We start from the raw sequence: 23,460 nt of genomic DNA, 5'->3' as shown, positions 1-23,460 counted from the left end.
CCCATGCTCAATCCCGCGACGCCGGAGTTCCTCGACACGCTGCGCGACCGGCTGCCCGAACCTGTCTTTCGCGACGCGGGCCCCGAACATCTCGAAGAGCCGCGCGGACGCTATCGCGGACAGGGGCTGCTGCTGGCACCCGGCTCGACCGAGGAGGTGGCGACGATCCTTCAAGCCTGCCACACGGCCTGCGTCGGGGTGGTGCCGCATGGCGGCGGCACCGGCCTCGTGGGCGGGCAGGTGATGCAGGGCGGCGTCGCCCCGGTGATCCTGTCTCTGGCGCGAATGACTGCGATCCGCGACGTCTTCCCCTCCGAAAACGTGATGCTGGCCGAGGCGGGCGCGATCCTTGCCGACGTGCAGCGGGCGGCGCGCGAGGCGGGGCGAATGTTTCCCCTCTCGCTCGCTTCCGAAGGCTCTGCCCGGATCGGCGGGCTGCTTTCGACCAATGCGGGCGGGCTCAACGTGCTGCGCTATGGCAATGCGCGTGCGCAGTGCCTCGGGCTCGAGGTGGTGACGGCCACGGGCGAGGTCTGGCACGGGCTGACGCGGCTCTACAAGGACAACACCGGCTATGATTTGCGCGACCTGATGATCGGCGCCGAGGGCACGCTCGGCATCATCACCGCCGCCGCGCTAAGGATGGCGCCGGTTCCCGCCGCTTCGGGCACGGCGCTGTTTCACGTGGCCTCGCCGCGCGCGGCGCTCGATCTTCTGGCGCTGGCGCGCGACCGGGTGGGCGACACCGTCACCGCCTTCGAACTGATGCATCGGCAGGGGCCGGAGTTCCTGATCGAGGCCGGTCTTGATGCGCGGGTGCCGCTTGATCCGCTGCCCGAATGGATGGTGCTGATGGAGCTGGGCCTGCCCGAGGGGTTGCGCCCCGAGGACAGCCTCGCCGCGATCTTCGAGGCGGCGGTGGCGGCAGGCCTCAGTGTGGATGGCGTCATCGCCTCGTCGGAGACGCAGGCCGAGGCGCTCTGGGCGATCCGCGAGACGATCCCCGAGGCCAACCGCCGCATCGGCTCGATTTCCTCGCACGACATCTCGGTGCCGCTCTCGGCACTGCCTGATTTCATCGAGCAGGCCGAACCGGTGCTGCGCGCCTTGGGCAATGTGCGGATCAACTGCTTTGGCCATCTCGGGGACGGCAACCTGCATTACAATGTGTTCCCGCCCAAGGGCCGCACGCGCGAGGAGTTCGAGGAGATCCGCCCGCGCGTGAAGGAGATCGTCCACGATCTCGCGCATGGCTTCGGCGGTTCGGTCAGCGCCGAACATGGCATCGGACGGCTCAAGGTGGGCGATCTGGAGCGTTATGGCGACCCGGTGAAACTGTCGATGATGCGGGCGATCAAGACGGCGCTCGACCCGCATGGCATCCTGAACCCGGGCGCGGTCCTCAGAGGCTGAGGCCGGACGGGCGAATGGCCGCGTCTTCGCGGCCATTCGGGTCATGCATGTGACCAAGGTTTCGGTGAAGGGTTCAGATATCGTCGCCCAACGCGCCCTTGATGGAGCCGGAGACGTTCTGGGCCGTGCCGCGCGCCTTCTGGCCCTTGCCCTCGGTGCGCAGTTTGTCGTCGCCTGTCGCTTCGCCGACGGCATCCTTGACGGAGCCGGCGGCCTTGTTGGCGGCAGCCTTCGTCTTGTCGATGAACTCACCCATAGGCACATCCTCGCGCTACGCGGGCGGGCGGTGATCGCCTCGGCTCCGCAATATGCGAGACGAACACTCCGGGCCCGACATTGGTTGCTCGGCGGGGTGCGCCATCGCGATCAATTCGACGAGATCATCCGTGCTCAGGCGCCCTCATAGGCGCAGAGCGCCTCGACCCGCTGACCCAAGCCTTCGAGCCGCGCGCGACCGCCGAGATCCTTGAGATCGATCACGAAGGCGCAGGCCACCACCTCGGCCCCCAGCCGTTCGATGAGCCGCAGCCCCGCTTCGGCGGTGCCGCCCGTGGCGAGCAGGTCGTCGACCAGAAGCACCTTCTGGCCCGCATGCAGGGCATCGTCATGCATCTCGACCACCGCCTCGCCATATTCCAGCGTATAGGCTTGCTCGATGGTGCGACCGGGCAGCTTGCCCTTCTTGCGGATCGGCACGAAGCCGGTGCCGAGCCGATCGGCCAGCGCGCCGCCAAGGATAAAGCCGCGCGCCTCCAACCCCGCGACGGTATCGATCTCGAGCCCTTCGCAGGCCGCCACCAACCCTTCGATGGCAAGGCGCAGCCCGTCGCGGTCGGCGAACAGCGTCGTCACGTCACGAAACTGGATCCCCTCATGCGGGAAATCGGGGATGGTGCGGATGTAGTCGGTCACATGGGCCATGACGGCTCCTTGCTGGAGGGCGGGGCAGGGCACCCCGCATCAAATCTTGTGCCCCTGATGTGGGCGGCGCGTTCATAAAGCCCACGGCGGCCGTTGCGAAGCCCGATTCGGGGAAACGGCGCGTTTGCGGGTTCCGTCACGCGGCAGCGTGGGCTATGCCCGCACCGCAGCCCGAACACCTATCATGCGAAAGTGAGCCGATGAGCCGATCTCCGCTGGCCGTGCTGGCCAATGCCGTTTCCTCCGAGAACGCCCCAGCCCTGCCAAGCTCGGCGGCCGACTACAAGACCGAGATCCTGTCTGGCCTCACCGTGGCGCTGGCGCTGGTGCCCGAAGCCGTGGCCTTCGCCTTCGTCGCCGGGGTGAACCCGCTCGTAGGTCTCTACGCGGCCTTTCTCGTCGGCATCATCACCGCGTTGATCGGCGGCCGGCCAGGTATGGTCTCGGGTGCGACCGGCGCGCTCGCGGTCGTCATGGTCAGCCTCGTGGCGGATCATGGGGTCGAATACCTCTTTGCCACCGTGGTGTTGATGGGCATTCTGCAGGTGCTTGCCGGGATCTTCCGGCTGGGCAAGTTCATGCGCCTCGTTCCGCACCCGGTGATGCTCGGCTTCGTCAATGGCCTCGCGATCGTCATCGGCCTGTCGCAACTCGAACAGTTCCACGATCCCGCGACAGGCGGCTTCCTGTCGGGCTTTCCGCTGGTGCTGATGCTGGGCCTCGTGGCGCTCACCATGTTCATCATCTGGATCATGCCGCGCTTCACCCGCGCAATCCCCGCGCCGCTCGCCGCCATCGGCATCGTCGCCGCGCTCGTGATCGGCTTTGGCCTGCCGGTGCCGCGCGTTGGCGATCTGGCGCAGATCTCGGGCGGTCTGCCCAAATTCTCGATCCCGCTGGTGCCTTTGAACCTCGAGACCTTCGGCATCATCCTGCCCTATGCGCTGATCCTCGCGGCCATCGGCCTGATCGAAAGCCTGCTGACGCTCAACCTTGTTTCCGAGATCACCGGCAAGCGCGGGGGTGCCAGCCAGGAATGCGTCGCGCAGGGCATCGCCAACGTCGTCACCGGCTTCTTCGGCGGCATGGGCGGCTGTGCGATGATCGGCCAGTCGATGATCAACGTCTCCTCGGGCGGGCGCACCCGTCTCGCCGCCGCCTCGGCCGCGATCTTCCTGCTGTGCTTCATCCTCTTCGCCGCCCCGGTGATCGAGCAGATCCCGCTTGCGGCCCTCGTGGGGGTGATGTTCATGGTCGTCATCGGCACTTTCGCGTGGAACACCTTCCGGGTGATGCGCCGGGTGCCGCGCGTCGATGCCATCGTCATCGTTTTGGTGACCGTCATCACCGTGCTGACCGACCTTGCCACCGCCGTGGTCGCGGGCGTCATCGTCTCGGCGCTGGCCTATGCCTGGCAGAACGCCACCCGGATCGGGGCGCGCACCTACCGCACCGAGGACGGCGCCAAGGTCTACAAGGTGCAAGGCCCGCTCTTCTTCGGCTCGGCCGACGGCTTCTCCGAACTGTTCCAGGTCGAGACCGACCCCGACCATGTGATCGTCGATTTCGAGCACAGCCGCGTCGCCGACCAATCGGCGCTGGCGGCGATCGAGGGGATGGCGGATCGCTACACGGCGGCGGGCAAGCGGTTGGTGCTGCGGCACCTCTCGCCCGACTGCCACGCGCTTTTGCGTCGCGCGGGCCAGCTTGTGGTCGAGAGCGACGATGATCCCAATTACGGCGTCGCGGTGGATTACGATGTCCAGCCGGGCGCGCTTGGCGGCGGGCACTGAAGGCTCCGGCAGCGGGGCCGGACCAAACCCGCGCGTCATGAGTATTTCAGGCGTGAAGCCACTGGAAAGGGCGGTCTCCTGGAGGCCGCCCTTGACGTTTACTGGCCCGGTCGGGTGAGGCTGAACAATTCGCTCACGCGGGTGTAATCGCGGTAGCCGAGGCGGGCGAGCGGCTCGTAGGTGGTGACGTCGAAGCGACCGTCGACCACGCAATCGTCGCGCATGTGGATGCCCGTTACCTCGCCGATGGCCATGAAGTTGTGCACGCCCTCGAGATCCACGATCCTTACCAGTCGGCATTCGAGAGAGGCCGGGGCATTCGCCACGCGCGAACAGGCTATGGTGTCGCAAGCGGCGCGCTCGATGTTCGCGTGCGCGAACTCATCCTGCTCCTTGGGCCACGGCCCCGAGGTCGCGTTCATCGCGTCGCGCGCGGCATATTCGACGATGTTGACGCAGAACTGCCCGGTCTCGCGTATGTTAAACATCGTGTCCTTGGACCACGGCCGGTCCTCTTTGGCCGAGGTCGAGGCGAACATCACCTGCGGCGGCACATAGGCCACAGCATTGAAGAAGGAGTAGGGGGCGAGGTTCTCGCTTCCGTCCGGACCGCGCGTCGAGACCCAAGCGATCGGGCGCGGAGATACGATGGCGTTGAACGGGTTGTGCGGCAGGCCATGGCCGTCCTCGGGGCGGTAGAACATCGGCATCTCCTCCTTGGTCACGCCAGAGGTAGCGGTCGTGCCGCACCCGGTCCAGCGCGGAACGGTTTGCACCGCCTCGGCGCCGTGCTAGGGCCCGGCGCGGCGGCGGCGCCGACAGGGGCGGGAGGGATCAATGGCCGAAATCGCGCGGGAAGAGGCCGGGGATCACCAAGAGGTCGAGGCCCTTTATGATCTGTGTTTCGCACCCGGGCGCGAGGCCCTTTCCTCCTACCGTCTGCGTGAAGGCGTGGCGCCTCAGGCCGAGCTGTGCCTCGTCGCGCGTGGCCGTGCGGGCGAGGCGGCGGGCGCGATCCGAACCTGGCCGGTGCGGGTTGGCGGTCATGCGGCGCTGCTGCTTGGCCCCGTGGCCGTGCATCCGGTCCGGCAGGGCGAGGGGCTTGGCGCGCTCTTGATCTTCGAGGTACTTGAACGCGCGCGCGCGGGCGGGCATCCGCGCATGATGCTGGTGGGCGATGCGCCCTATTATGGCCGCTTCGGCTTTGCGCGGCTCGACGGGGTGATCATGCCGCCGCCCACCAACCCCGAACGGGTGTTGGGCATAGCGCTCGAAGATGGAGCTTGGGATGGCATACGGGGCGAGGTTTCGCCCGAGGCAGACTGAGGCGGATTGAAAACCGCCTCGCGCATCCCAAGTATCGGCGCATGAGCACCCCCATTCGCGAGATCAACCCCGAAAGTCCGCCCCAGCCGCTCGATGACGCGGTCAAGGCCGAGATCGTGGCGCTCGCAGAGCGGCAGGCGCGGGCGGGACGCGGGCTGATGCGGATCGTCAACCTCGCGGGCGACAGGGTCGAGAGCGGCATGAGAATGCTGCCCAAACCGGCCCGCGCGCGTATCGAGATAGCCGCCCGCGGCGCGCTGTCGCGCAGCTATGACGTCGCCAGCCGGACGCGCGCGCCGGGCAATGGCGCCGGGGCGCTTGAGGCGGCCTTCGGGACTGACAGGGCCGCGCGCATCATGGCGACGCTCTCCGGCGCGCTGGGCGGGCTTGGCGGCCTGACCACGGCTTTGGCGGAACTGCCCGTGGCCACCACCATGATCTTTCGCGCCGTTCAACGCGTGGCGGAGGCGAATGGAGAAGACCTGCTGAGCGAGGACACCCGCGCCGAATGCCTGCGCGTCTTCGGCGCGGGCGCGCCGGGCGGGGAGGATGACGGCATCGATACCGCCTTTCTTGGCGCGCGGTTGGGGTTGTCAGGCGTTGCCGTGAACCGGCTGATCTCCCGCGTGGCCCCGCGCTTTGCCACCGTGCTGGGCCAGAAGCTCGCGGGGCAGGCGGTGCCGATCCTCGGCGCGGCGGCGGGGGCAGGGACGAACTATGCGTTCATCGACTACTACGTGGAGGTGGCGCATGTGCATTTCGGCCTGCGCCGGCTGGCGCGGCTGCATGGTGAGGAGAGGGTGCTCGAAAGCTTTCATGCCGCGCTCGACTGCCGCCGAATGCCGACGCGCCGCTAGATCCTGCTTGCGTTGACCCGCTTCGACAGGGCCTCGCGGCTTTCCACTCGTTCTGAATAGCGATCGGTAAGGGCCGGCCTGCCGCGAGTCATCAGGGTGAACTTCACCAGCTCCTCCATCACGTCGACGATACGGTTGTAATACGGTGACGGCTTCATCCGGCCCGCCTCGTCGAATTCATCCCATGCCTTGGCGACCGAGGATTGGTTCGGGATCGTCACCATCCGCATCCAGCGGCCCAGCACGCGCATCTGGTTGAGCGCGTTGAAGCTCTGCGAGCCGCCGCAGACCTGACACAGCGCCAGCGTCTTGCCTTGGGTCGGACGGATGCCGCCCAGCGACAGCGGAATCCAGTCGATCTGCGTCTTGAGGATGCCGGTCATCGCACCGTGGCGCTCCGGGCTGGACCAGACCATGCCCTCGGACCAGTTCGCCAACCCGCGCAGCTCGGCCACCTTGGGGTGGTCCTCGGGCGCGGCATCGGGAAGCGGCAGGCCGGACGGGTCGAAGATCCGCACCTCCGCGCCCAGATGCTCGAGAAGCCGCGCCGCTTCCTCGGCCACGAAGCGCGAGAAGGAGCGTTCGCGCAGGCTGCCATAGAGGATCAAGATGCGCGGCGCATGGCCCGGATCGCCGGGGGCGGTGTAAAGCGCGGGATCGATCGGCATCAGGAGGTCGAGATCAAGATTGGGCAAGTCAGACATGGCAGGCTCCTGATTTCCATGATTCCGGATATATGGAATTATAAGGAGCCGTTCAACCGTTACATCAGCCAGCCCTGAGAAGTCAGCCACTTGGTCACGGCGGGCCGGACCGAAGCCGCACCGCTGCCGCGCGCCTCGTCGATGACGCCGCGCAGGCCCTGAAGATTGCAGTGCCGGATCAGGTGCTTGACCGGTCCCACCGAGGCCGGGCGCATCGACAGCATCCGAAAGCCGAGCGCTGCGAGGCACAACGCTTCCATCGGCCGACCCGCATCCTCGCCACAGAAAGAGACGGAAGTGTTGCCGGTCTTTGCCCGCATGAGGATGTGATCGAGGAACGACAGAAAGCTTACATCGAGCGTATCGTAGCGGCGGCGCACGCGCTCGTTCTCGCGGTCGGCGGCGAAGAAGAACTGCTTGAGATCGTTGCCGCCCACCGAAAGGAAATCGACGGCGTTGAAGAAATCGTCTGGCGCATAGGCGAGGCTCGGGGTCTCCAGCATCGCGCCGACCTCGACGCTTTCGGGCAAGGGATGGCCAAGAATGCGCTCACGCTCCATCGCCTTGTCGAACTCCTCGCGCGCCGCGTGAAACTCGGCCGGGAGCGCGACGAAAGGAAACATCACCGCGAGAGGGCGCCCGGCGGCGGCCCGGATCAGCGCCTGAAGCTGCATCCTGAGCACGCCCGGCTTGTCGAGTCCGACGCGGATCGCGCGCCAGCCCATCGCCGGGTTCGGCTCGTCATTGGGCTTCATGTAGCTCAGGACCTTGTCGGACCCGATGTCGAGCGTGCGGAAGGCCACCCGCTTGCCATTGGCCGAATCCATGACGCGGGCATAAAGCGCGGAGAGCTCGGCGCGCTTGGGCATCTTGTTGCGGATCAGGAACTGCAACTCGGTGCGAAACAGCCCCACGCCCTCGGCGCCCGAGCCTTTGAGAGAAGGCAGATCAGCCATCAGCCCGGCGTTCATGTGCAGCGAAACGGTGGTGCCGCACAGGGCCGTCGCTTTCAAGTCGCGGATCGAGGCATAGCGTTCTAGCGCGCGGGCCTGCATCGCGATCTTGTCGCGAAAGGCGGTCTTGACCGTCTCCTCGGGGCGCAGATGCGCCGCCCCCTGATCGCCATCGACGAGGATGACATCGCCGTTCAGCGCCTCTTGGGTGATGTTCTTGGCATGGATCACCAAGGGGATCGCCCAGGCCCGTGCGACGATCGCCGCATGCGAGCCGACCGACCCCTCCTCAAGCACGATGCCCTTGAGCTTCTTGCCGTATTCCAGAAGCTCGCCGGGGCCGATATTGCGCGCGACCAGCACCGGATCATCGGGCATCTCGGCGCCGGTGTCGCGGCCCTGACCCGTGAGGATCCGCAGCAGCCGGTTCGACAGATCGTCAAGATCCGACAGGCGTTCGCGCATGTAGTTGTCGCCCGAGCGGTTCATGCGCGAACGGGCGAGGGACTGTTCCTTTTCGACGGCGGCCTCGGCGGAAAGACCGCTCTCGATGTCCTCCTCCATGCGCTTCATCCAGCTGCGCGAATTGGCGAACATGCGGTAGGTTTCGAGCACCTGCACCTGATCGGCATTGGCCGAGGTCGCGCCGGACAGCATCTCGTCGACCGTCACGCGCAACTCGTCGATGGCGGCGCGCAGGCGGGTCAGCTCGATCACGGGGTCTTCGGCAAAGGGGTTGGTGACGACGACGCGCGGCTCGTGCAGCCAGACCCGGCCCTCGGCCGCGCCCTCCTGTCCCGAGGTGCCCTTGAACATGACGGCCTGCTGATGCCGCGCCGAGAGCGCCGCGCCGGTATCGACGAAGGCGCCAAGCTCGGTCATTTCGGCCAGCACCATGGCGACCACTTCGAGGGCATAGATCTCGTCCGGGGTGAACTCGCGCGCGTCGCGCGATTGCACGACGAGCACGCCGAGAGGCTCGCCCAGACGCTGGATCGGCACGCCGCAAAAACTCGAATACCGCTCTTCGCCGGTCTCGGGCATGTAGCGAAAGCCCGGTTCGGAGGGGGCGTCGGCGGTGTTGACGACCTGCCGCGTGCGCGCGGTGCGCCCGACCAGACCCTCGCCCAGCCGCATCCGGGTCTGGTGCACGGATTCGGCCATCAACCCCTCGGTCGCGCAAAGCTCCAGCGTCTCGGCGTCGCGAAAGAGATAGATCGAGCAGACCTCGGTCTTCATCGAGGTCGCTATGAGGCTCACGATGCTGTCGAGCCGTGCCTGCCCGGCACCGCCCTCGGCCATCACCGCCGAGAGACGGCCCAGGAGCTTGCGGCTCTCGGATTCTACCAGTCGATCGACCATCGCCGCCCTTTCAACGCCATGTCCGGGGGGAGTGATCCCGGTCAGGCGGCCTTGTCCAACCCGAAGGCATCATGCAGGGCTTGCACCGCGAGTTCCATGTATTTCCGGTCGATCAGCACGGAAATCTTGATCTCCGAGGTTGTGATGACCTTGATATTGATACCCTCGGCGGAGAGCGCCTTGAACATGTCGGCGGCGACGCCGGTGTGGCTGCGCATGCCGATGCCGACCACCGAGACCTTGGCCACGCCGGTGTCGGTGACAAGGTCGTTGAAGCGGATGTCGCCGCGTTCGCGAGCGGCCTCGACCGCCTTTTCGGCGCGCATCACCTGATCATTGGGACAGGAGAAGGTCATATCGGTGCGACCCTCCTCCGAGATGTTCTGGACGATCATGTCCACGTTCACACCCGCATCCGCCAAGGCACCGAAGATCGCCGAGGCGATGCCGGGCCGGTCGGCCACGGAGATCAGCGTCATCTTGGCCTCGTCGCGCGAATAGGCGACACCGGCGACCACGTTGCTTTCCATGATTTCCTCCTCGTCGCAGACGAGCGTTCCCGCCTCGTCGGACTGTTCCTCGAAGCTCGACAGCACCCGCAGCTTCACCTTGTAACGCATCGCCAGTTCGACCGAGCGGGTCTGCAGCACCTTGGCCCCGAGAGAGGCCAGCTCCAGCATTTCCTCGAAGGCGATGCGGTCGAGCTTGCGCGCCTTCTCGCAGATCCGCGGGTCGGTGGTATAGATCCCGTCCACATCCGTGTAGATGTCGCAGCGTACCGCGTCGAAAGCGGCGGCAAAGGCCACGGCGGTCGTGTCCGACCCGCCGCGCCCCAGCGTGGTGATCCGGCCCTCGGGGCTCACGCCCTGAAAGCCCGCGACCACGGCGACCTTCATGCCCTCGGCGAACTTCGCGCGGATGTTCTCGGGCGGGATGTCGAGGATGCGGGCGGCGCTGTGGGCCGAAGTGGTCTGCACCGGCACCTGCCAGCCCTGCCAACTACGGGCCGGGATTTCCATTTCCTGAAGCCGCAGCGCCATCAGCCCGGCGGTCACGTTCTCGCCCGAGGATGTGACGGCGTCGTATTCGCGCGCGTCGAACATCGGCGAAGTCTCGTTGACCCAGCCGACCAGTTCGTTGGTCTTGCCGGCCATGGCCGAGACGATCACGATCACCTCGTGCCCCTTGGCCACCTCGACGGCCACGCGTTTCGCGGCCCGGTGGATCCGGTCGAGCGTGGCGACCGAGGTGCCGCCGAATTTCATCACCAGGACCGACATGGCTCTCCCCGCGCAGATTTCGGCGTCTCCATAGCGGCGGGGCGACGCGAGGGCAATGCGCGACGGACGGCTAGTTGGCCTTGCGCTTGGGGCCGAAGGGCAGCGGCGCCACCGGGATGCCGTCCTCGATCAGGCGGCGGGCTTCATCGATGCGGGCCTCGCCATGGATCGCGCGCTCTGGTGAGCGGCCCTCATGCATGGCGCGGGCTTCGCGGGCGAAGGCGTCGCCCACATAGTCCGAACCTGCCTCGACCTTGCGTCTGAGCTCGGCCATCGCCTTTTCCAGCGGGTTGCCCGGCTCGGAGAGCCGCCGCGCCGGTTGCTTGGCGCCCTCGCTCACCGACGGGGCCATCAGCGCCTTGTGGATGCGCGTGTCGCCGCAGACCGCGCAGGACAACTGCCCGGATCTTTCAAGCGTGTCATAGGCGCTGGCCGAGGCGAACCAGCTGTCGAAGGCGTGGCCGTTCTTGCAGGTGAGGTCATAGCGGATCATCGGCGGGTGTCCCGGTGGCATGCAGACCTCAGATAGGCATTCGGGCGACCAGGTGCAAAGCGGGGTCGATCACGCGTGCGGTCAGGGGGCCGCCTGCGGTGTCGTCAGCGCCACGGGACGCTGCGGCGCAGGATCGAAGCTCAGTACGATCTGGCGCAGCTCGGGCGCGTCGAGTTTGGCCGCCGCGCGATCGCGGGTGAACCATTTGCGCCGCCTCTGGCCGCGTTCGGGCCAGTCGGCGAGCACCTGCGTGACTTGCACCGGAAACACCATGGCGAAATGCGGTGCGCCGGTCTTGCCGCCGCCCTTCACATAGGACCACACGCCAAGGCAGCGATCATCGGGAAGGCCGACCAGACCGGCCTCCTCGCGCGCCTCGGTGGCGGCGGCCTCGGCCGGGGTGGCGCCGTCCATGGGCCAGCCCTTGGGCAGGATCCAGCGACCCCGCCCGCGGCTGGTGACGAGGCAGAACTCGACCGAATCACCGGTGACGCGCCATGGCAGAGCCGCGAACTGCGTGCGGCCGAGGCGCTGGTGCCGCTTGGCGACGCGGAGCGGAAGCTGAATCATGGGGCCTCTCGGGTCGCGGGTCTGCCGAGGTTCCACGACAGGGCGGGGGCTGGCAAGAGCGCCTAGGGCGCTATCTGCGGCAACGTGGCCATGACGCCGCGACGCATCGCGCCGAAGTTGCGCCGAGGGGGACACATGACGCCGTCTGCACGTTTCATCGGCTCCGAGATCTACCGCGGCTCCTCTTATGGCGACTGGCACCCGCTCAGGGTGCCGCGCGTCTCGACCGTGATGGACCTGTCGCGCGCGCTGGGCTGGCTGCCGCCCGAAGCCTATATTCGCAGCCCGCGCGCCAAGCCCGCCGCCCTGCACGCCTTTCACACGCCCGACTACATCGACGCGCTGCTCGGGGCCGAAACCAGCCAGCAGGTCACCCCCGAGATCCGCGCGCGCCATCACCTCGGCACACCGGCCAACCCGGTGTTTCCCGAGATGTACCGCCGGCCGGCCACCGGGGTGGGCGGCGCGCTGCTCGCGGGAGAGCTTCTGCGCCATGGCGGTCGGCTGCACCTGCTCGGCGGCGGTACGCATCACGGCCTGCCTGATCGGGCGAACGGGTTTTGCTATCTCAACGACCCGGTCTTCGCGATCCAGTCGCTCAGGCGCCATGGCGCGCGCCGCGTCGCCTATGTCGACATCGACGCGCATCACTGCGACGGGGTCGAGGCGGGGTTTTCACATGACCCGGATACGCTTCTCGTCTCGACCCACGAGGAGAACCGCTGGCCGCGCACGGGGGCCGTCGAAGAGGAAGGGGCGGGGCAGGTGTTCAACCTCCCCATTCCCTCAGGGTCGGGCGACGACGCGATGGCGCTGGCGCGCGACCGGGTGATCCTGCCCGCCGTCGCCGCGTTCCGCCCCGACGCGATCGTGCTGCAATGCGGGGCCGACGCGCTGCTCGAGGATCCGCAATCGCGATTGGCCATGTCGGGGCATGCACATCTGGGCGTGCTGCGGGGGTTGTTGCCGCTCGCGCCGCGGTTTTTGTTGCTGGGGGGCGGCGGCTACAACCCTTGGGGCGTGGGGCGGCTCTGGACCGCCTCATGGGGCGTGCTGTCAGGGCGCGCATTGCCGGAGCGGTTGGAGCCGCCCGCGCAGGCGGTGCTGCGCGGGTTGAAGTGGCACGGGCAGAGACGGGTGACGACACCGCCGGAGGCATGGCTCACGACGCTTGTCGATGCGGCGCGACCCGGCGAGATCGCCGATGCGCTGCGTGCGCGTGTCGCGGCGCTGGAGGCGCGGCTCGTGGCATGGGTCTGAGGCGATCCTCGGGGCGCGGGCTTGCGGGGCAGGGGCGTGCAATGCGAAAGACCCCGCATGACACGAGGTGGACGATGCTGGTGAAACCCCTTTGCATGGCGCTGCTGCTGGCGCTGCCCTGCGCCGCGCGGGCCGAGATCCTGACCTTCGCGGCGGCAAGCCTCGGTGGCCCTCTCGACCGCGTAGTGGAAGCCTGGGAGGCGCAGGGCGGCGCGGAAGTGACGGTGTCCTATGCCGGAAGCTCGGCCTTGGCGCGGCAGATCGCGGCGGGCGCGCCCGCCGATCTGTTCATCTCGGCCAGCGAGGACTGGATGGACGAGGTCGCCGCAGCCGGGCTGATCGAGGCGGGCAGCCGCCGCGACCTGCTGGGCAACGGCCTCGTGTTGATCGCATCCGATCCGGACGCCGCGTCGGTTTTGATCAGCCCCGATCTCGACCTCGCCGCCCTGCTGGGCGAAGGCCGTCTCGCCATGGCGCTCGTCGATGCGGTGCCCGCCGGGCAATATGGCCGTGCGGCGCTCGAAGGCCTCGGGCTCTGGGATGGCGTGGCCGCGCAGGTGGCACAGGCCGAGAACGTGCGCGCGGCGCTGGCGCTGGTGGCGAGCGGGGCCGCGCCGCTCGGCATCGTCTATGAAACCGACGCCGCCGAAGAGCCCCGCGTGACGATGCTGGGGGCGTTCCCGGAAGACAGCCATCCACCGATCCGCTATCCCGCGGCCCTCGTCTTGGATGCAGCACCTGAAGCGGCGGCGTTTCTCGACTTCCTGTCGGGCGCCGAGGCGCAGGCCGTGTTCATGGCGGCGGGCTTCACGATCCCCGACGCTGTCCTCCCCGGAGCTGGCACGCCCGAACCGGAGTCTGCCGAGTGACCGACTGGCTCGGCCCTGAAGAATGGCAGGCGGTACGGCTGTCGCTCAAGGTGTCGGCCACGGCGGTCGCCGCGAGCCTGCCACTGGGCCTTGTTTGTGCGCTGGCGCTGGCCAAGGGCCGGTTTCCGGGGCGGCAGCTTCTCAACGGTCTGGTGCATCTGCCGCTGATATTGCCCCCCGTGGTGACGGGCTACCTGCTGCTGATCGCGTTCTCACGCCAAGGGCCGCTGGGCGCACTGCTGGAGCCCCTCGGCGTTTCCTTCGCCTTTCGCTGGACCGGGGCGGCGCTGGCCGCCGCGATCATGGCCTTTCCGCTGATGGTGCGACCCATGCGGCTCGCTTTCGAGGCGGTCGATCCCGGTCTGGAGCAGGCGGCGGCGACGCTGGGGGCATCGAGATTCAAGGTCTTTGCCACGGTGACGCTGCCGCTGGCGCTGCCGGGGGTGGTCGCGGGCGCGATCCTCGCCTTCGCCAAGGCGATGGGCGAGTTCGGCGCGACGATCACCTTCGTGTCGAACATCCCCGGCGGGACGCGCACGATCCCTACAGCGATTTACGCTTTCCTGCAGATGCCGGGCGGCGAGGGTGCAGCGCTGCGGCTCGTCGCGGTGTCGGTGGCGCTGGCCATGGGCGCGCTGCTGGCCTCGGAGTGGCTGTCGCGGCGGGTCGCGCGGCGGGTCGCGGCATGATCCGGATTCACGTGAAAAAGCGGCTCGGGGCCTTCGATCTCGACGCCATGTTCGAAGCGCCACCGGGCGTCATCGCGCTGTTCGGCAGGTCCGGCTCGGGCAAGACCAGCGTCATCAACGCCGTGGCAGGTCTGCTGCGCCCCGATGCAGGACGGGTCGAGATCGGCGGTGCGCTTCTCTATGACAAGGCCGCGCGCGTCGACGTGCCCGTGCATCGCCGTCGCATCGGCTATGTGTTTCAGGACGCACGGCTGTTTCCGCACATGTCTGTGGCAAAGAACCTCGCTTATGGCGGCGATCATGACCGTGACCGGGTGATCGACATGCTCGGCCTGCCGGATCTGCTCGGCCGTCGCCCGGCGGCGCTTTCGGGCGGGGAGCGACAGCGCGTGGCGATCGGGCGGGCGCTGATGAGCCATCCGCGCCTGCTGTTGATGGACGAGCCGCTCTCGGCGCTTGACGCGGAGCGCAAGGCGGAGATCCTGCCATGGCTGGAACGGCTGCGCGACGAGGCCGGGCTGCCGATCCTCTATGTCAGTCACGCCGCCTCCGAAGTGGCCCGCCTCGCCACCACCGTCGTGGTGATGGAGGCGGGCGCGGTCAAACGCGTCGGCGCGGTCTCCGAGGTGCTGTCCGACCCCGCCGCTGTCGGCATGATCGGCGCGCAGGAGGCGGGGGCGGTGGTATATGCGCGCATTGCGGGCCTCGACCGGATCGACGGGCTGACGGAACTCGCGCTGTCGGGCGGGCGGATCGTGCTGCCGGGGCGGCTGGGAGGCCTCGGTACGCATTTGCGGCTGCGCATTTCGGCACAGGATGTGATCCTGAGCCGCGAGCGCCCCGTGGGGCTGAGCGCGCTCAACATCCTGTCGGCGGAGGTCACGGCCCTCGACGAGGGCCCCGAGGGCGTGGCCGTCGGGCTGCGCTGCGGCCATGACCGGCTGCTCGCCCGGGTCACGCGTCGCTCCGCGCGGGCGCTGCGGCTGGAGCCCGGGCTGCAACTCTGGGCCATCGTCAAGGCGAGCGCCGTGGCGCCACAGGACGTAGGCGGGGCGGCTTGAAACCTGCCCTGCCGGACATCCGGCGCAATGCTCAGCGCAGTTGACTGTCCTTGGAGCCGCGCCGGTTGAAGCCGCCGCGCGATTGCGGCCGCGCGTCGCGTCCCTGCTGGCACGCGACACAGAGCTTCACGCCGGGGATCGCCGCGCGGCGCTTTTCGGGAATCTCCTCGTCGCATTCGGCGCAATGGGTCGCGCTTTCGCCGACGGGGCCGCGCCGGGCCTTCATCCTGCTCAATTCGTCATTGATCGAGGCTTCGATCTGTTCCTCCACCGCGCCGTCGCGGGCCCATCCTCCGGCCATGTGATGTCCTTCTCGTTCAGGGTCTTTCTCAAGATAGGCAGGGATGCCGATCCACCAACCCTTGAAACGACGAACGCCCCGCCGGTGGGGCGGGGCGTTCGCTGACACGATGTGTCGTCGATCAGATCGGCGTGGCTTCCTTCGCAGGGCCGGGATCGCCAAGGTGGTCGTGCTCGGTGAGGTCCATGATATCCTCGTTGTCGGCGGCCCAGTTGGCGCGGTCCTTCTCCGAGGCCTTGGGCGAGAAGAAGCCCGTCACCGCGTAGAACACCCCGATCACCGGCGCGGTCCAACAGGCGAAAGCCAGCGGGATGTAGAGAAGGTTCTCGAGATTGCCGTCCATGATGCCAAGGCCCAGCGCGGTGATCACGAACGCGCCGCCCGCGTTCCACGGGATCAGCGGGCTCATCAGCGTACCACCTTCCTCAACGGCGCGGCTGAGGTTGAGCGTGGAGTAGCCCATGCCGCGATAGAGCGGGGCATACATCCGGCCCGGCAGCGCGATCGAGATGTAGGGATCGCCCGCAACCACGTTGGTCGCGAAAGCCGTGAAGATGGCCGAGGACTGCACCGCGCCAAAGCTCTTCACTTTGTTGACGATCGACAGAATGATCGATTCGAGGCAGCCGGTGCGCTCCAGCGCGCCACCGAAGCCCAGCGCAATCAGCATGAGCGAGATCGTCCACATCATCGACTGGATGCCGCCCTTGTTCAGCAGCGCGTCGATATCGGCGATGCCGGTGTCGATGGAATAGCCCGACTGCGCGAAGGTGAACACGTCATGCAGGCCCACCCCTTGCTGGAAGATCGCGATCACACCACCCAGCAGCACGCCCGCGAAGAGCGAGGGCAGCGGCGGCTGGCGGAACAGCGCGAGACCGATGACCAGAAGCGCCGGGGTCAGTGGGATCAGCCCGAGGGCGAAGTCCTGCTCCAGCCGCGCAGTGATCTGGGTGATCGCGTCGAGAGAGGTCTCGGCCGGCTCGATCAGCCCGTAGCCTGCGACGATGTAGACGCCCAGCGCGATCAGCATCGCCGGCACCGTGGTCGGCAGCATGTTCTGGATGTGGTCGAAGATGTTGACGCCGGTCACGGCGGGGGCGAGGTTGGTGGTGTCCGACAGCGGCGAGATCTTGTCGCCGAAGAAGGCGCCCGAGACGATCGCGCCCGCAGTCCAGTACATCGGGATGCCGAAGCCCGCGCCGATGCCCATGAGCGCCACGCCGATCGTGCCGACGGTGCCCCAGGATGTGCCCAGCGACAGCGAGACGACCGCGCAGAGGATCATTGCCGCGGCAAGGAAGATCGAGGGGTTCAGAAGCGTCAGCCCGTAATAGATCAGCGTCGGCACGGTGCCCGAGGCGATCCAGACACCGATGATCATGCCCACCACGATCAGCACCGAAAGCGAGGGCAGGGAGACGTGGATAACGTGGAACACGCCTTCGCGGATGTCGGTCCATTTCTGGCCGCGCAGCACGCCCAGAAGCCCGGTGATGGCAAGGCCGATCACAAGGGGGATGTGCGGCGTGAAGTCGCCGAAATAGAAAAGTTGCAGGGCCAGAAGCCCAAGCGTCAGCACGACCGGCAACAGGGCCAGCCCGAGGGAAGGCAGGTTTCTATCAGTCACGATGCGGGCGATCTCCGGGTTGTTTCAAAGTCGGCTTCATGCCCGACCTAGGCGAAAATTGCCACCGGCCCAGCGGAATTTCGCCTGTTCCGTCCGATCAGCACCGGTTTCAGGAGTCGTGATGGCGCGTCGAGCAAAAGAGGTCGTGCGGCGGTGTGCAGAGCCCTGTGCGCGGGCGAAGCCTCGACAGAATGGCCCTGCGATCCCATCTATCGGGTCAATGTCAGCCTAACCCACAGGACGCCGCGATGAAGGATATCACCGAGTATACCCCGCCCAAGGTCTGGACTTGGGAGGCCGAAAATGGCGGCCAGTTCGCCAAGACTAACCGGCCCGTCGCCGGGGCCACGCATGACAAGGCGCTGCCCAAGGGCGAACATCCGTTTCAGCTCTACTCCATGGCGACGCCCAACGGCGTCAAGGTCACGATGTTGTTCGAGGAACTGCTCGAGGCGGGGCATGAGGGTGCGGAATACGACGCGTGGCTGATCAACATCGGCGATGGTGACCAGTTCGGTTCGGGCTTCGTGGAGATCAACCCGAACTCCAAGATCCCGGCGCTTCTGGATCGCTCCGGCGACAAGCCGCAACGCGTGTTCGAATCCGGCGCCATCCTGCTGCATCTGGCCGAAAAATTCGGGGCCTTCCTGCCGAATGATCCGGGCCGCCGCACCGAGGCGATGAACTGGCTCTTCTGGCAGATGGGCAGCGCGCCCTATCTCGGCGGTGGTTTCGGGCATTTCTATGCCTATGCCCCGGAAAAGTTCGAATATCCGATCGACCGCTTCACCATGGAAACCAAGCGTCAGCTGGATGTGCTGGACCGACATCTCGCCGGGCATGAGTTCATGGCCGACGAATATTCCATCGCCGACATGGCGATCTGGGCCTGGTATGGCCAGCTGGTGCTGGGGCGGCTCTACGATGCGGCCGAGTTCCTCGATGTCGAGAGCTACAGCCACGTGATGCGCTGGGCCAAGGTGATCGACGCGCGGCCGGCGGTGCAGCGGGGCCGCATGGTCAACCGCGCCTTCGGCGATCCGGAGCTTCAGCTTCACGAGCGGCACTCGGCGCAGGATTTCGAGACGATGACGCAAGACAAGATCGGCGGCTGAACCGGTCGTTCTCTTCAATCCCAAAGGCCGGTACCTGCGAGGCACCGGCCTTTTTCATGTCCCTCAGCGGGCCAGTGCCGCGGTCATCGCAGCTTGTGGAAAGCAGGTGGGGGCCTGACCCGTGGCCTGCTGCCAGCGCCCGATGGAGCGGCGCGTCTTGTAGCCCGCGAGTCCGTCGGCCCCGCCCACGTCGTGTCCCATGGCCTCGAGCGCGCGCTGCATCGCCGCCACGTCCGAGCGCATCAGCCCGCCGACCGCGCCCCAGCGGCCCGCGAAATCACCCGAGCCATAGGCGATCCGGTCGCCCACATGACCCACGAAGAGCGCGTAGAGATCGCTCATGTTATAGTCCTTGAGCACGTAGAAGTTGGGCGTCACGATAAAGGCCGGGCCATGCCGCCCGGCGGGCATCATCAGAAACCCTTCGGCGCGCACCTCGTGGTCGGGAAAGGGTTTGCCCGACACGCGCCTGATGCCCATCGCCGCCCAATCGGCGATCGCGCGACCCTGATCCGGGCCTTCGAGCGCGCAGGAGACGGTCCCCGGCACCGCGACCTCGAAGCCCCAGTCGCGCCCCGCGATCCAGCCGTGCCGGGCGAGATAGGTGCCGATCGAGGCGATGGTGTCCGCCTCGGAGCGCCAGATATCCGCGCGCCCATCGCCATCGCCGTCGGCGGCGTATTTCAGAAAGCTCGACGGCATGAACTGCGGCTGGCCCAGTGCGCCGGCCCAGCTCGATTTCATGGAGCGCGCCGGGGTGTGGCCCGCCTGAGCGATGCGCAGGGCAGCAATGAGTTCGTCGGTGAAATAATCGGCGCGTCGGCCCATGAAACCCTTGGTGCCGAGGATGCGAAATGCGTCATGCGGGATCGCGGCGCGTCCATAGGCGCTCTCGCGGCCCCAGATCGCGAGGATGACGTGCCCCGGCACACCGGTCGCGCGTTGCACCCGTGCCAGCGTGCCCGCGTGACGCGCCGCCATCTGACGCCCCACCGAGGCCGCGCCATCGACCGTGCCGCGCCCGAAATAGGCGCCGGGGCTGCCGAACTCGGCCTGCCTTTGCCGGCCTTGGGGCTGCGCGGGTGCACCGGGTGGGGCGAGGTCCGGCAGATCCCAGTCGAGCGTGACGCCGGTGAAGGCCGCCTCGAAGGTGCCGCGCGCGACGCCGTTCGCCTGCGCGCGAGGCCAGACCGCCTGTTCGAGCCAGCCCCGGAACTGCCGTTCGACCGCCGCGCGATCCTGTGCGGCGAGGGTTGCGGGCAGGAGGGCGAGAGACATGATAAGGAGCAGAAGGCGCATCATGGGGAGCGATCCGTTCGGGTTGGGGCATCGGGCGGCGGCCATTATCGGGAGGCGCCGTTCGGGGCGAAGACTAGGCAGGACGCGCTGCCCTGTCACTCGCGACCGGCCCGTAGCGGCGCGATCCCGCCAAAAGCCCCGCGCGTCCGCATGCGCGGTTTCCGTATGCGCGGTTGCCGTCACGACGCCACTTGCCGAGAGAGCCCGGCGACGCAGTTTCCATGCGAATGCAGCTTGGAAAGAGGGCAGGGGGGATGCAAGGCGAGCCGTTCTTCGGGCTGAACCCGTATCACGTGGCTTTGGCTGTGGTGGGGATGGTCGTCATTCTCGCGCGCTGGTTGCCGAGATTGGTGTCGCGGCGCGAGCCAGCGGCTGCGCCGCTGATGATCCTGTTCGGCGCGGGGATCGCGCTGCTGCTACCCGACCTCGCCACGCTGCCCGATCCGCGTGAGACGCCGCTGCCATGGGAGCTGGTGAGCGAGTTGACTGTCATCGTGGCGCTCTTCGGCTCGGGCATGCGGATCGACGAGCTGCGCCCATGGACCCGCTGGACACCGACCTTCCGTATGCTGGGTATCGCCATGCCGCTGACGATCTTCGCCGTGGCGGCTTTGGGGGTTGGGCTCACCGGCATGACCGTGGCGGGGGCGATCCTTCTGGGCGCAGTTTTGGCACCGACCGATCCGGTACTGGCCGCCGACGTGCAGGTCGGCCCGCCGCAGGAGGGGGCCGAACACCCGGTGCGCTTTACCCTGACCACCGAGGCAGGGCTCAATGACGGGCTGGCCTTTCCCTTCGTCTATCTTGGTCTGATCATCGCCGCCGAAGGGCTCAACCCCGGCGCCTGGGCGTTGGACTGGCTTATGCTCGACGTGATCTACCGGATCGCCGTGGGTGTCGCGATGGGCTGGATTGGCGGCAAGGCGCTGGGTTACGTGTTGTTCCGGCTGCCGCGCGACGCGGCCTTGGCCGAGACCGGATCGGGTGTGATCGCGCTCGCGGGCATCCTGTTGTGCTATGGCTCGACCGAGCTGATCGAGGGCTACGGTTTCATTTCGGTCGCGATCCTCGGGCTGACGCTGCGACGGATCGAGGAAGACCATCACTTTCACCGTCGCCTGCATGATTTTTCCGAATCGATCGAACATGCGCTGACAGCGGGGCTTCTGGTGGCGCTGGGCACGGTGCTGCCGCTGCTGTTCGCGGATCTGACATGGACGCAGGTGGCGGCGGCGGCGGTTCTGCTGCTGCTGGTCCGGCCCGTCGCGGGCTGGCTGGCGCTGACGGGGGCGGGGATGGACCGGCGCGACAGGGCCATCGTCGCGGTCTACGGCGTGCGCGGCATCGGCTCGATCTACTATCTGTGCTACGCGGGCAGCCATATCGAGTTCGTCGACGAAGATTCGTTGTGGTCCCTCGTGGCGCTGGTCATCCTCTGTTCGACCCTGCTGCACGGCTTCAGCGTCGGCTGGGCCATGGAGCAGTCGAGCGAGACGCGACCCGCGCGGGACGGTTGATCCGTGCGATTCAGGTTTTCAGGATCGACGTCGCCCCTGTGGCTTTGTGGATTTGCGGGCTTTGAGTGTTGAATTTCTTGCCGGAGTGTCCGCGATGACGACTGCATCCAGCCCTGCCACCCTTACCGACGAGGTAGTCTTCGACCTGCGATACGCGCGCAGCCATGACGACCTGTGGAGCATGCTCGACGAGCTCTATGGCGAGAATCCGGGATTCGACGCCTTCCGTGAGCGACTCGACGCGGCGCTGCGTGCGGGCTGGGCAGCTCGCCCTGCCGATCTCAAGCGCCTGGACCTGAGGCGCGATCTGGAACCCGATTGGTTCCAGCGGCCCGGCATGAACGGCTATGTGTTCTACATCGATCGCTTCGCCGGCGATCTGAATGGGGTGATCGACAAGCTCGACTACCTCGCGGATCTTGGCATCACCTATGTGCATTTCATGCCCTGCCTGAAACCGCGCGAGGGCGACAGCGACGGCGGCTATTCTGTGCAGGACTACCGTGCCATCAACCCCGCCTATGGCGACATGGCCGATTTCGAGGCCGCCACGGCAGCCGCACGTGCGCGCGGCATGAGCGTGTGCATCGATTTTGTCCTCAACCATACGGCCAAAGAGCACGACTGGGCGCAAAAGGCCCGCGCGGGCGATCCGACCTATCTCGACTACTATCTCACCTTCGAGGACGACACGCTGCCGAAGGCTTATGAGGACACGCTGATCGAGATCTTTCCCGACAACGCGCCGGGCAGCTTCACCTATTACGACGACATGCAAAGATGGGTCTGGACCACCTTCAACGAACATCAATGGGACCTAAACTGGTCCAATCCGCAGGTCTTCGTCGAGATGTTGGAGGTGATGTTGTTTCTCGCCAATCGCGGCGTCGAGGTACTGCGGCTCGATGCGGTGGCCTTCCTGTGGAAGCGGATAGGCACGCGCTGCCAGTCCGAGCCGGAGTGCCACATGCTGTTGCAGGCTCTGCGCGCGGCCTGCCGCATCGCCGCACCGGCGGTGATCCATCTCGAGGAGGCGATCGTGGGACCGGCCGAGATGCTGCCCTATCTCGGGCGCGGCAAGCATGATGGCAAAGAGGGCAACCTCGCCTACCACAACTCGCTGATGGTACAGTTCTGGTCGGCTCTCGCAGCGCGCGACACACGGCTTCTCACCCATGTCATGGCTACGCATTTTCCGCCCGTGCTGACGAACGCCACCTATGCGACCTATCTGCGGTGCCACGACGACATCGGCTGGGCCGTGACCGACGAGGACGCGGCGGCGGTGGGACTCGGCGGTCCGCAGCACCGCGCCTTCCTGTCGAAGTTCTACGAGGGCATATATCCGGGCAGCTTCTCACGCGGGGCCCTGTTTCAATACAACCCCGAGACCGGCGACAAGCGGATCAGCGGCAGCTGCGCCTCCCTCGCGGGGCTGGAGGCCGGGCTCGATGCGGGTGACGCGGCGGGCGTGACCGACGCCATCGACCGCATCCTCATGGGACACGCGCTGATCGCGAGCTATGGGGGTATTCCTCTGATCTACATGGGCGACGAGATCGGGCTGTTGAACGATTATGGCTATGTGAACCATCCGGCGCAGGCGCATGACAGCCGTTGGCTGCATCGGCCTCGCATGGATTGGGACACGGCCCAAGCGGCGCGGCAGGGCGACGACAGCCCGGCGGGACGCTTGCGGGCCGGGCTGCGCCACATCCTGGCACGGCGGGCGGCGACGTCCGAGTTTCATGCAAGCCACGCCATCGAGATACTGAACACCGGCAACGCCGCGCTCTTCGCCTTCGCGCGCCGCGCCCCCACGGGGAGCGTGGTCTGCCTGTTCAATTTCACGGACACTTGGCAGAACATGCCTGGAGACTGGGCGATCCAGCACGGAGCGCATGCATTGCACGATGCGCTGTCCGACGCCCCGGTGCTCGATGCGCAAGGCGCGATCGCCCTGCCACCGCACGCGCGCGTCTGGATCCGTTAGGGCCGGGGTTCTGATGTGTGCCGTCACGGGGAGGGGCCTTGGACTGACCGAGCC

22 protein-coding genes are annotated in these 23,460 nt (G+C 67.1%); 11 read left to right on the top strand and 11 right to left on the bottom strand.

All coding sequences use genetic code 11. From position 1 onward, the window contains the following. Positions 1–3: 3 nt before the first annotated feature. On the top strand, positions 4–1,413 hold the full coding sequence (locus ACJASC_RS09315) for an FAD-binding oxidoreductase (RefSeq protein ID WP_415145433.1): 1,410 nt from the start codon (positions 4–6) through the stop codon (positions 1,411–1,413). Positions 1,414–1,486: 73 nt separating this feature from the next. Here ACJASC_RS09315 and ACJASC_RS09310 read toward each other — a convergent pair whose 3' ends face one another. Then, positions 1,487–1,669, bottom strand: coding sequence for a CsbD family protein (locus ACJASC_RS09310; RefSeq protein ID WP_021692723.1), 183 nt, complete (start codon positions 1,667–1,669; stop codon positions 1,487–1,489). A gap of 134 nt (positions 1,670–1,803) precedes the next feature. Next, positions 1,804–2,334, bottom strand: a complete 531-nt coding sequence (locus ACJASC_RS09305; RefSeq protein WP_415145430.1) for an adenine phosphoribosyltransferase — start codon at positions 2,332–2,334, stop codon at positions 1,804–1,806. 200 nt (positions 2,335–2,534) lie between these two features. Between ACJASC_RS09305 and ACJASC_RS09300 the strand changes: the two genes are divergently transcribed. After that, positions 2,535–4,127, top strand: a complete 1,593-nt coding sequence (locus tag ACJASC_RS09300; RefSeq protein ID WP_415145428.1) for a SulP family inorganic anion transporter — start codon at positions 2,535–2,537, stop codon at positions 4,125–4,127. 98 nt (positions 4,128–4,225) lie between these two features. Here the strand turns inward: ACJASC_RS09300 and ACJASC_RS09295 are convergent, their stop codons facing one another. After that, a complete protein-coding gene (locus ACJASC_RS09295) occupies positions 4,226–4,831 on the bottom strand; it encodes a flavin reductase family protein (protein WP_415145557.1) in 606 nt (201 codons plus the stop codon). A gap of 133 nt (positions 4,832–4,964) precedes the next feature. On the opposite strand from ACJASC_RS09295, the gene ACJASC_RS09290 reads away from it, so the two are divergent. Both ACJASC_RS09290 and ACJASC_RS09285 read left to right on the top strand, forming a co-directional pair. Next, entirely contained in the window at positions 4,965–5,453 is a 489-nt protein-coding gene (locus ACJASC_RS09290) for a GNAT family N-acetyltransferase (RefSeq protein ID WP_415145426.1), read from the top strand. A 41-nt stretch (positions 5,454–5,494) separates the two neighbouring features. Next, positions 5,495–6,310 (top strand): EcsC family protein, encoded by an 816-nt coding sequence (locus ACJASC_RS09285; protein ID WP_415145424.1) that lies wholly within the window; start codon positions 5,495–5,497, stop codon positions 6,308–6,310. Here ACJASC_RS09285 and arsH read toward each other — a convergent pair. The 5 genes from arsH to ACJASC_RS09260 form a co-directional block, all read right to left on the bottom strand. Then, positions 6,307–7,014, bottom strand: a complete 708-nt coding sequence (gene arsH, locus ACJASC_RS09280; RefSeq protein ID WP_415145422.1) for an arsenical resistance protein ArsH — start codon at positions 7,012–7,014, stop codon at positions 6,307–6,309. The genes ACJASC_RS09285 and arsH overlap by 4 nt on opposite strands. 59 nt (positions 7,015–7,073) lie before the next feature. Continuing rightward, positions 7,074–9,329, bottom strand: a complete 2,256-nt coding sequence (locus tag ACJASC_RS09275) for a phosphoenolpyruvate--protein phosphotransferase (protein WP_021692731.1) — start codon at positions 9,327–9,329, stop codon at positions 7,074–7,076. 41 nt (positions 9,330–9,370) lie between these two features. Continuing rightward, complete coding sequence (locus ACJASC_RS09270) at positions 9,371–10,609, bottom strand: aspartate kinase (protein ID WP_415145420.1); 1,239 nt, start codon at positions 10,607–10,609, stop codon at positions 9,371–9,373. A gap of 70 nt (positions 10,610–10,679) precedes the next feature. Next, positions 10,680–11,102: a DUF1178 family protein gene (locus tag ACJASC_RS09265; protein WP_021692733.1), complete on the bottom strand. Its 423-nt coding sequence runs from the start codon at positions 11,100–11,102 to the stop codon at positions 10,680–10,682. An 81-nt stretch (positions 11,103–11,183) separates the two neighbouring features. Next, complete coding sequence (locus ACJASC_RS09260; RefSeq protein WP_415145418.1) at positions 11,184–11,672, bottom strand: NUDIX hydrolase; 489 nt, start codon at positions 11,670–11,672, stop codon at positions 11,184–11,186. A gap of 135 nt (positions 11,673–11,807) precedes the next feature. On the opposite strand from ACJASC_RS09260, the gene ACJASC_RS09255 reads away from it, so the two are divergent. From ACJASC_RS09255 to modC, 4 genes are all read left to right on the top strand, one after another. Further along, complete coding sequence (locus ACJASC_RS09255) at positions 11,808–12,932, top strand: arginase family protein (protein WP_415145416.1); 1,125 nt, start codon at positions 11,808–11,810, stop codon at positions 12,930–12,932. A 74-nt stretch (positions 12,933–13,006) separates the two neighbouring features. Beyond that, positions 13,007–13,801 carry a molybdate ABC transporter substrate-binding protein gene (gene modA, locus ACJASC_RS09250; RefSeq protein ID WP_415145414.1) on the top strand — a complete coding sequence of 265 codons (795 nt, stop codon included), beginning with the start codon at positions 13,007–13,009 and terminating at the stop codon, positions 13,799–13,801. Continuing rightward, the gene (gene modB, locus ACJASC_RS09245; protein WP_415145412.1) at positions 13,798–14,490 is read left to right on the top strand and encodes a molybdate ABC transporter permease subunit; all 693 of its coding nucleotides are present in this window, start codon (positions 13,798–13,800) and stop codon (positions 14,488–14,490) included. Before modA ends, modB begins: the two co-directional genes overlap by 4 nt. Then, positions 14,487–15,551: a molybdenum ABC transporter ATP-binding protein gene (gene modC, locus ACJASC_RS09240; RefSeq protein WP_415145410.1), complete on the top strand. Its 1,065-nt coding sequence runs from the start codon at positions 14,487–14,489 to the stop codon at positions 15,549–15,551. Before modB ends, modC begins: the two co-directional genes overlap by 4 nt. Positions 15,552–15,582: 31 nt before the next feature. Here the strand turns inward: modC and ACJASC_RS09235 are convergent, their stop codons facing one another. Both ACJASC_RS09235 and nhaC read right to left on the bottom strand, forming a co-directional pair. Continuing rightward, positions 15,583–15,852 (bottom strand): DksA/TraR family C4-type zinc finger protein, encoded by a 270-nt coding sequence (locus ACJASC_RS09235; RefSeq protein WP_415145408.1) that lies wholly within the window; start codon positions 15,850–15,852, stop codon positions 15,583–15,585. Between the two features lie 121 nt (positions 15,853–15,973). Continuing rightward, the gene (nhaC, locus tag ACJASC_RS09230) at positions 15,974–17,482 is read right to left on the bottom strand and encodes a Na+/H+ antiporter NhaC (RefSeq protein WP_021692739.1); all 1,509 of its coding nucleotides are present in this window, start codon (positions 17,480–17,482) and stop codon (positions 15,974–15,976) included. A gap of 248 nt (positions 17,483–17,730) precedes the next feature. Here nhaC and yghU point away from each other — a divergent pair, with 248 nt between their 5' ends. Continuing rightward, positions 17,731–18,597: a glutathione-dependent disulfide-bond oxidoreductase gene (gene yghU / locus ACJASC_RS09225; protein ID WP_415145405.1), complete on the top strand. Its 867-nt coding sequence runs from the start codon at positions 17,731–17,733 to the stop codon at positions 18,595–18,597. 63 nt (positions 18,598–18,660) lie between these two features. Here the strand turns inward: yghU and ACJASC_RS09220 are convergent, their stop codons facing one another. Continuing rightward, positions 18,661–19,896 carry a lytic murein transglycosylase gene (locus ACJASC_RS09220; protein WP_415145555.1) on the bottom strand — a complete coding sequence of 412 codons (1,236 nt, stop codon included), beginning with the start codon at positions 19,894–19,896 and terminating at the stop codon, positions 18,661–18,663. Between the two features lie 254 nt (positions 19,897–20,150). Here ACJASC_RS09220 and ACJASC_RS09215 point away from each other — a divergent pair, with 254 nt between their 5' ends. Both ACJASC_RS09215 and ACJASC_RS09210 read left to right on the top strand, forming a co-directional pair. Then, complete coding sequence (locus ACJASC_RS09215) at positions 20,151–21,413, top strand: cation:proton antiporter (RefSeq protein WP_021692743.1); 1,263 nt, start codon at positions 20,151–20,153, stop codon at positions 21,411–21,413. A 94-nt stretch (positions 21,414–21,507) separates the two neighbouring features. Next, positions 21,508–23,406, top strand: coding sequence for an alpha-amylase family protein (locus ACJASC_RS09210; RefSeq protein ID WP_415145403.1), 1,899 nt, complete (start codon positions 21,508–21,510; stop codon positions 23,404–23,406). Positions 23,407–23,460 lie beyond the last annotated feature (54 nt).

Source organism: Limimaricola cinnabarinus (assembly GCF_047631075.1).
Classification (GTDB): Bacteria; Pseudomonadota; Alphaproteobacteria; order Rhodobacterales; family Rhodobacteraceae; genus Limimaricola; species Limimaricola cinnabarinus.
Note: the sequence above shows the minus strand (reverse complement) of the source record. Positions and strands in the feature narration are given on the sequence as shown.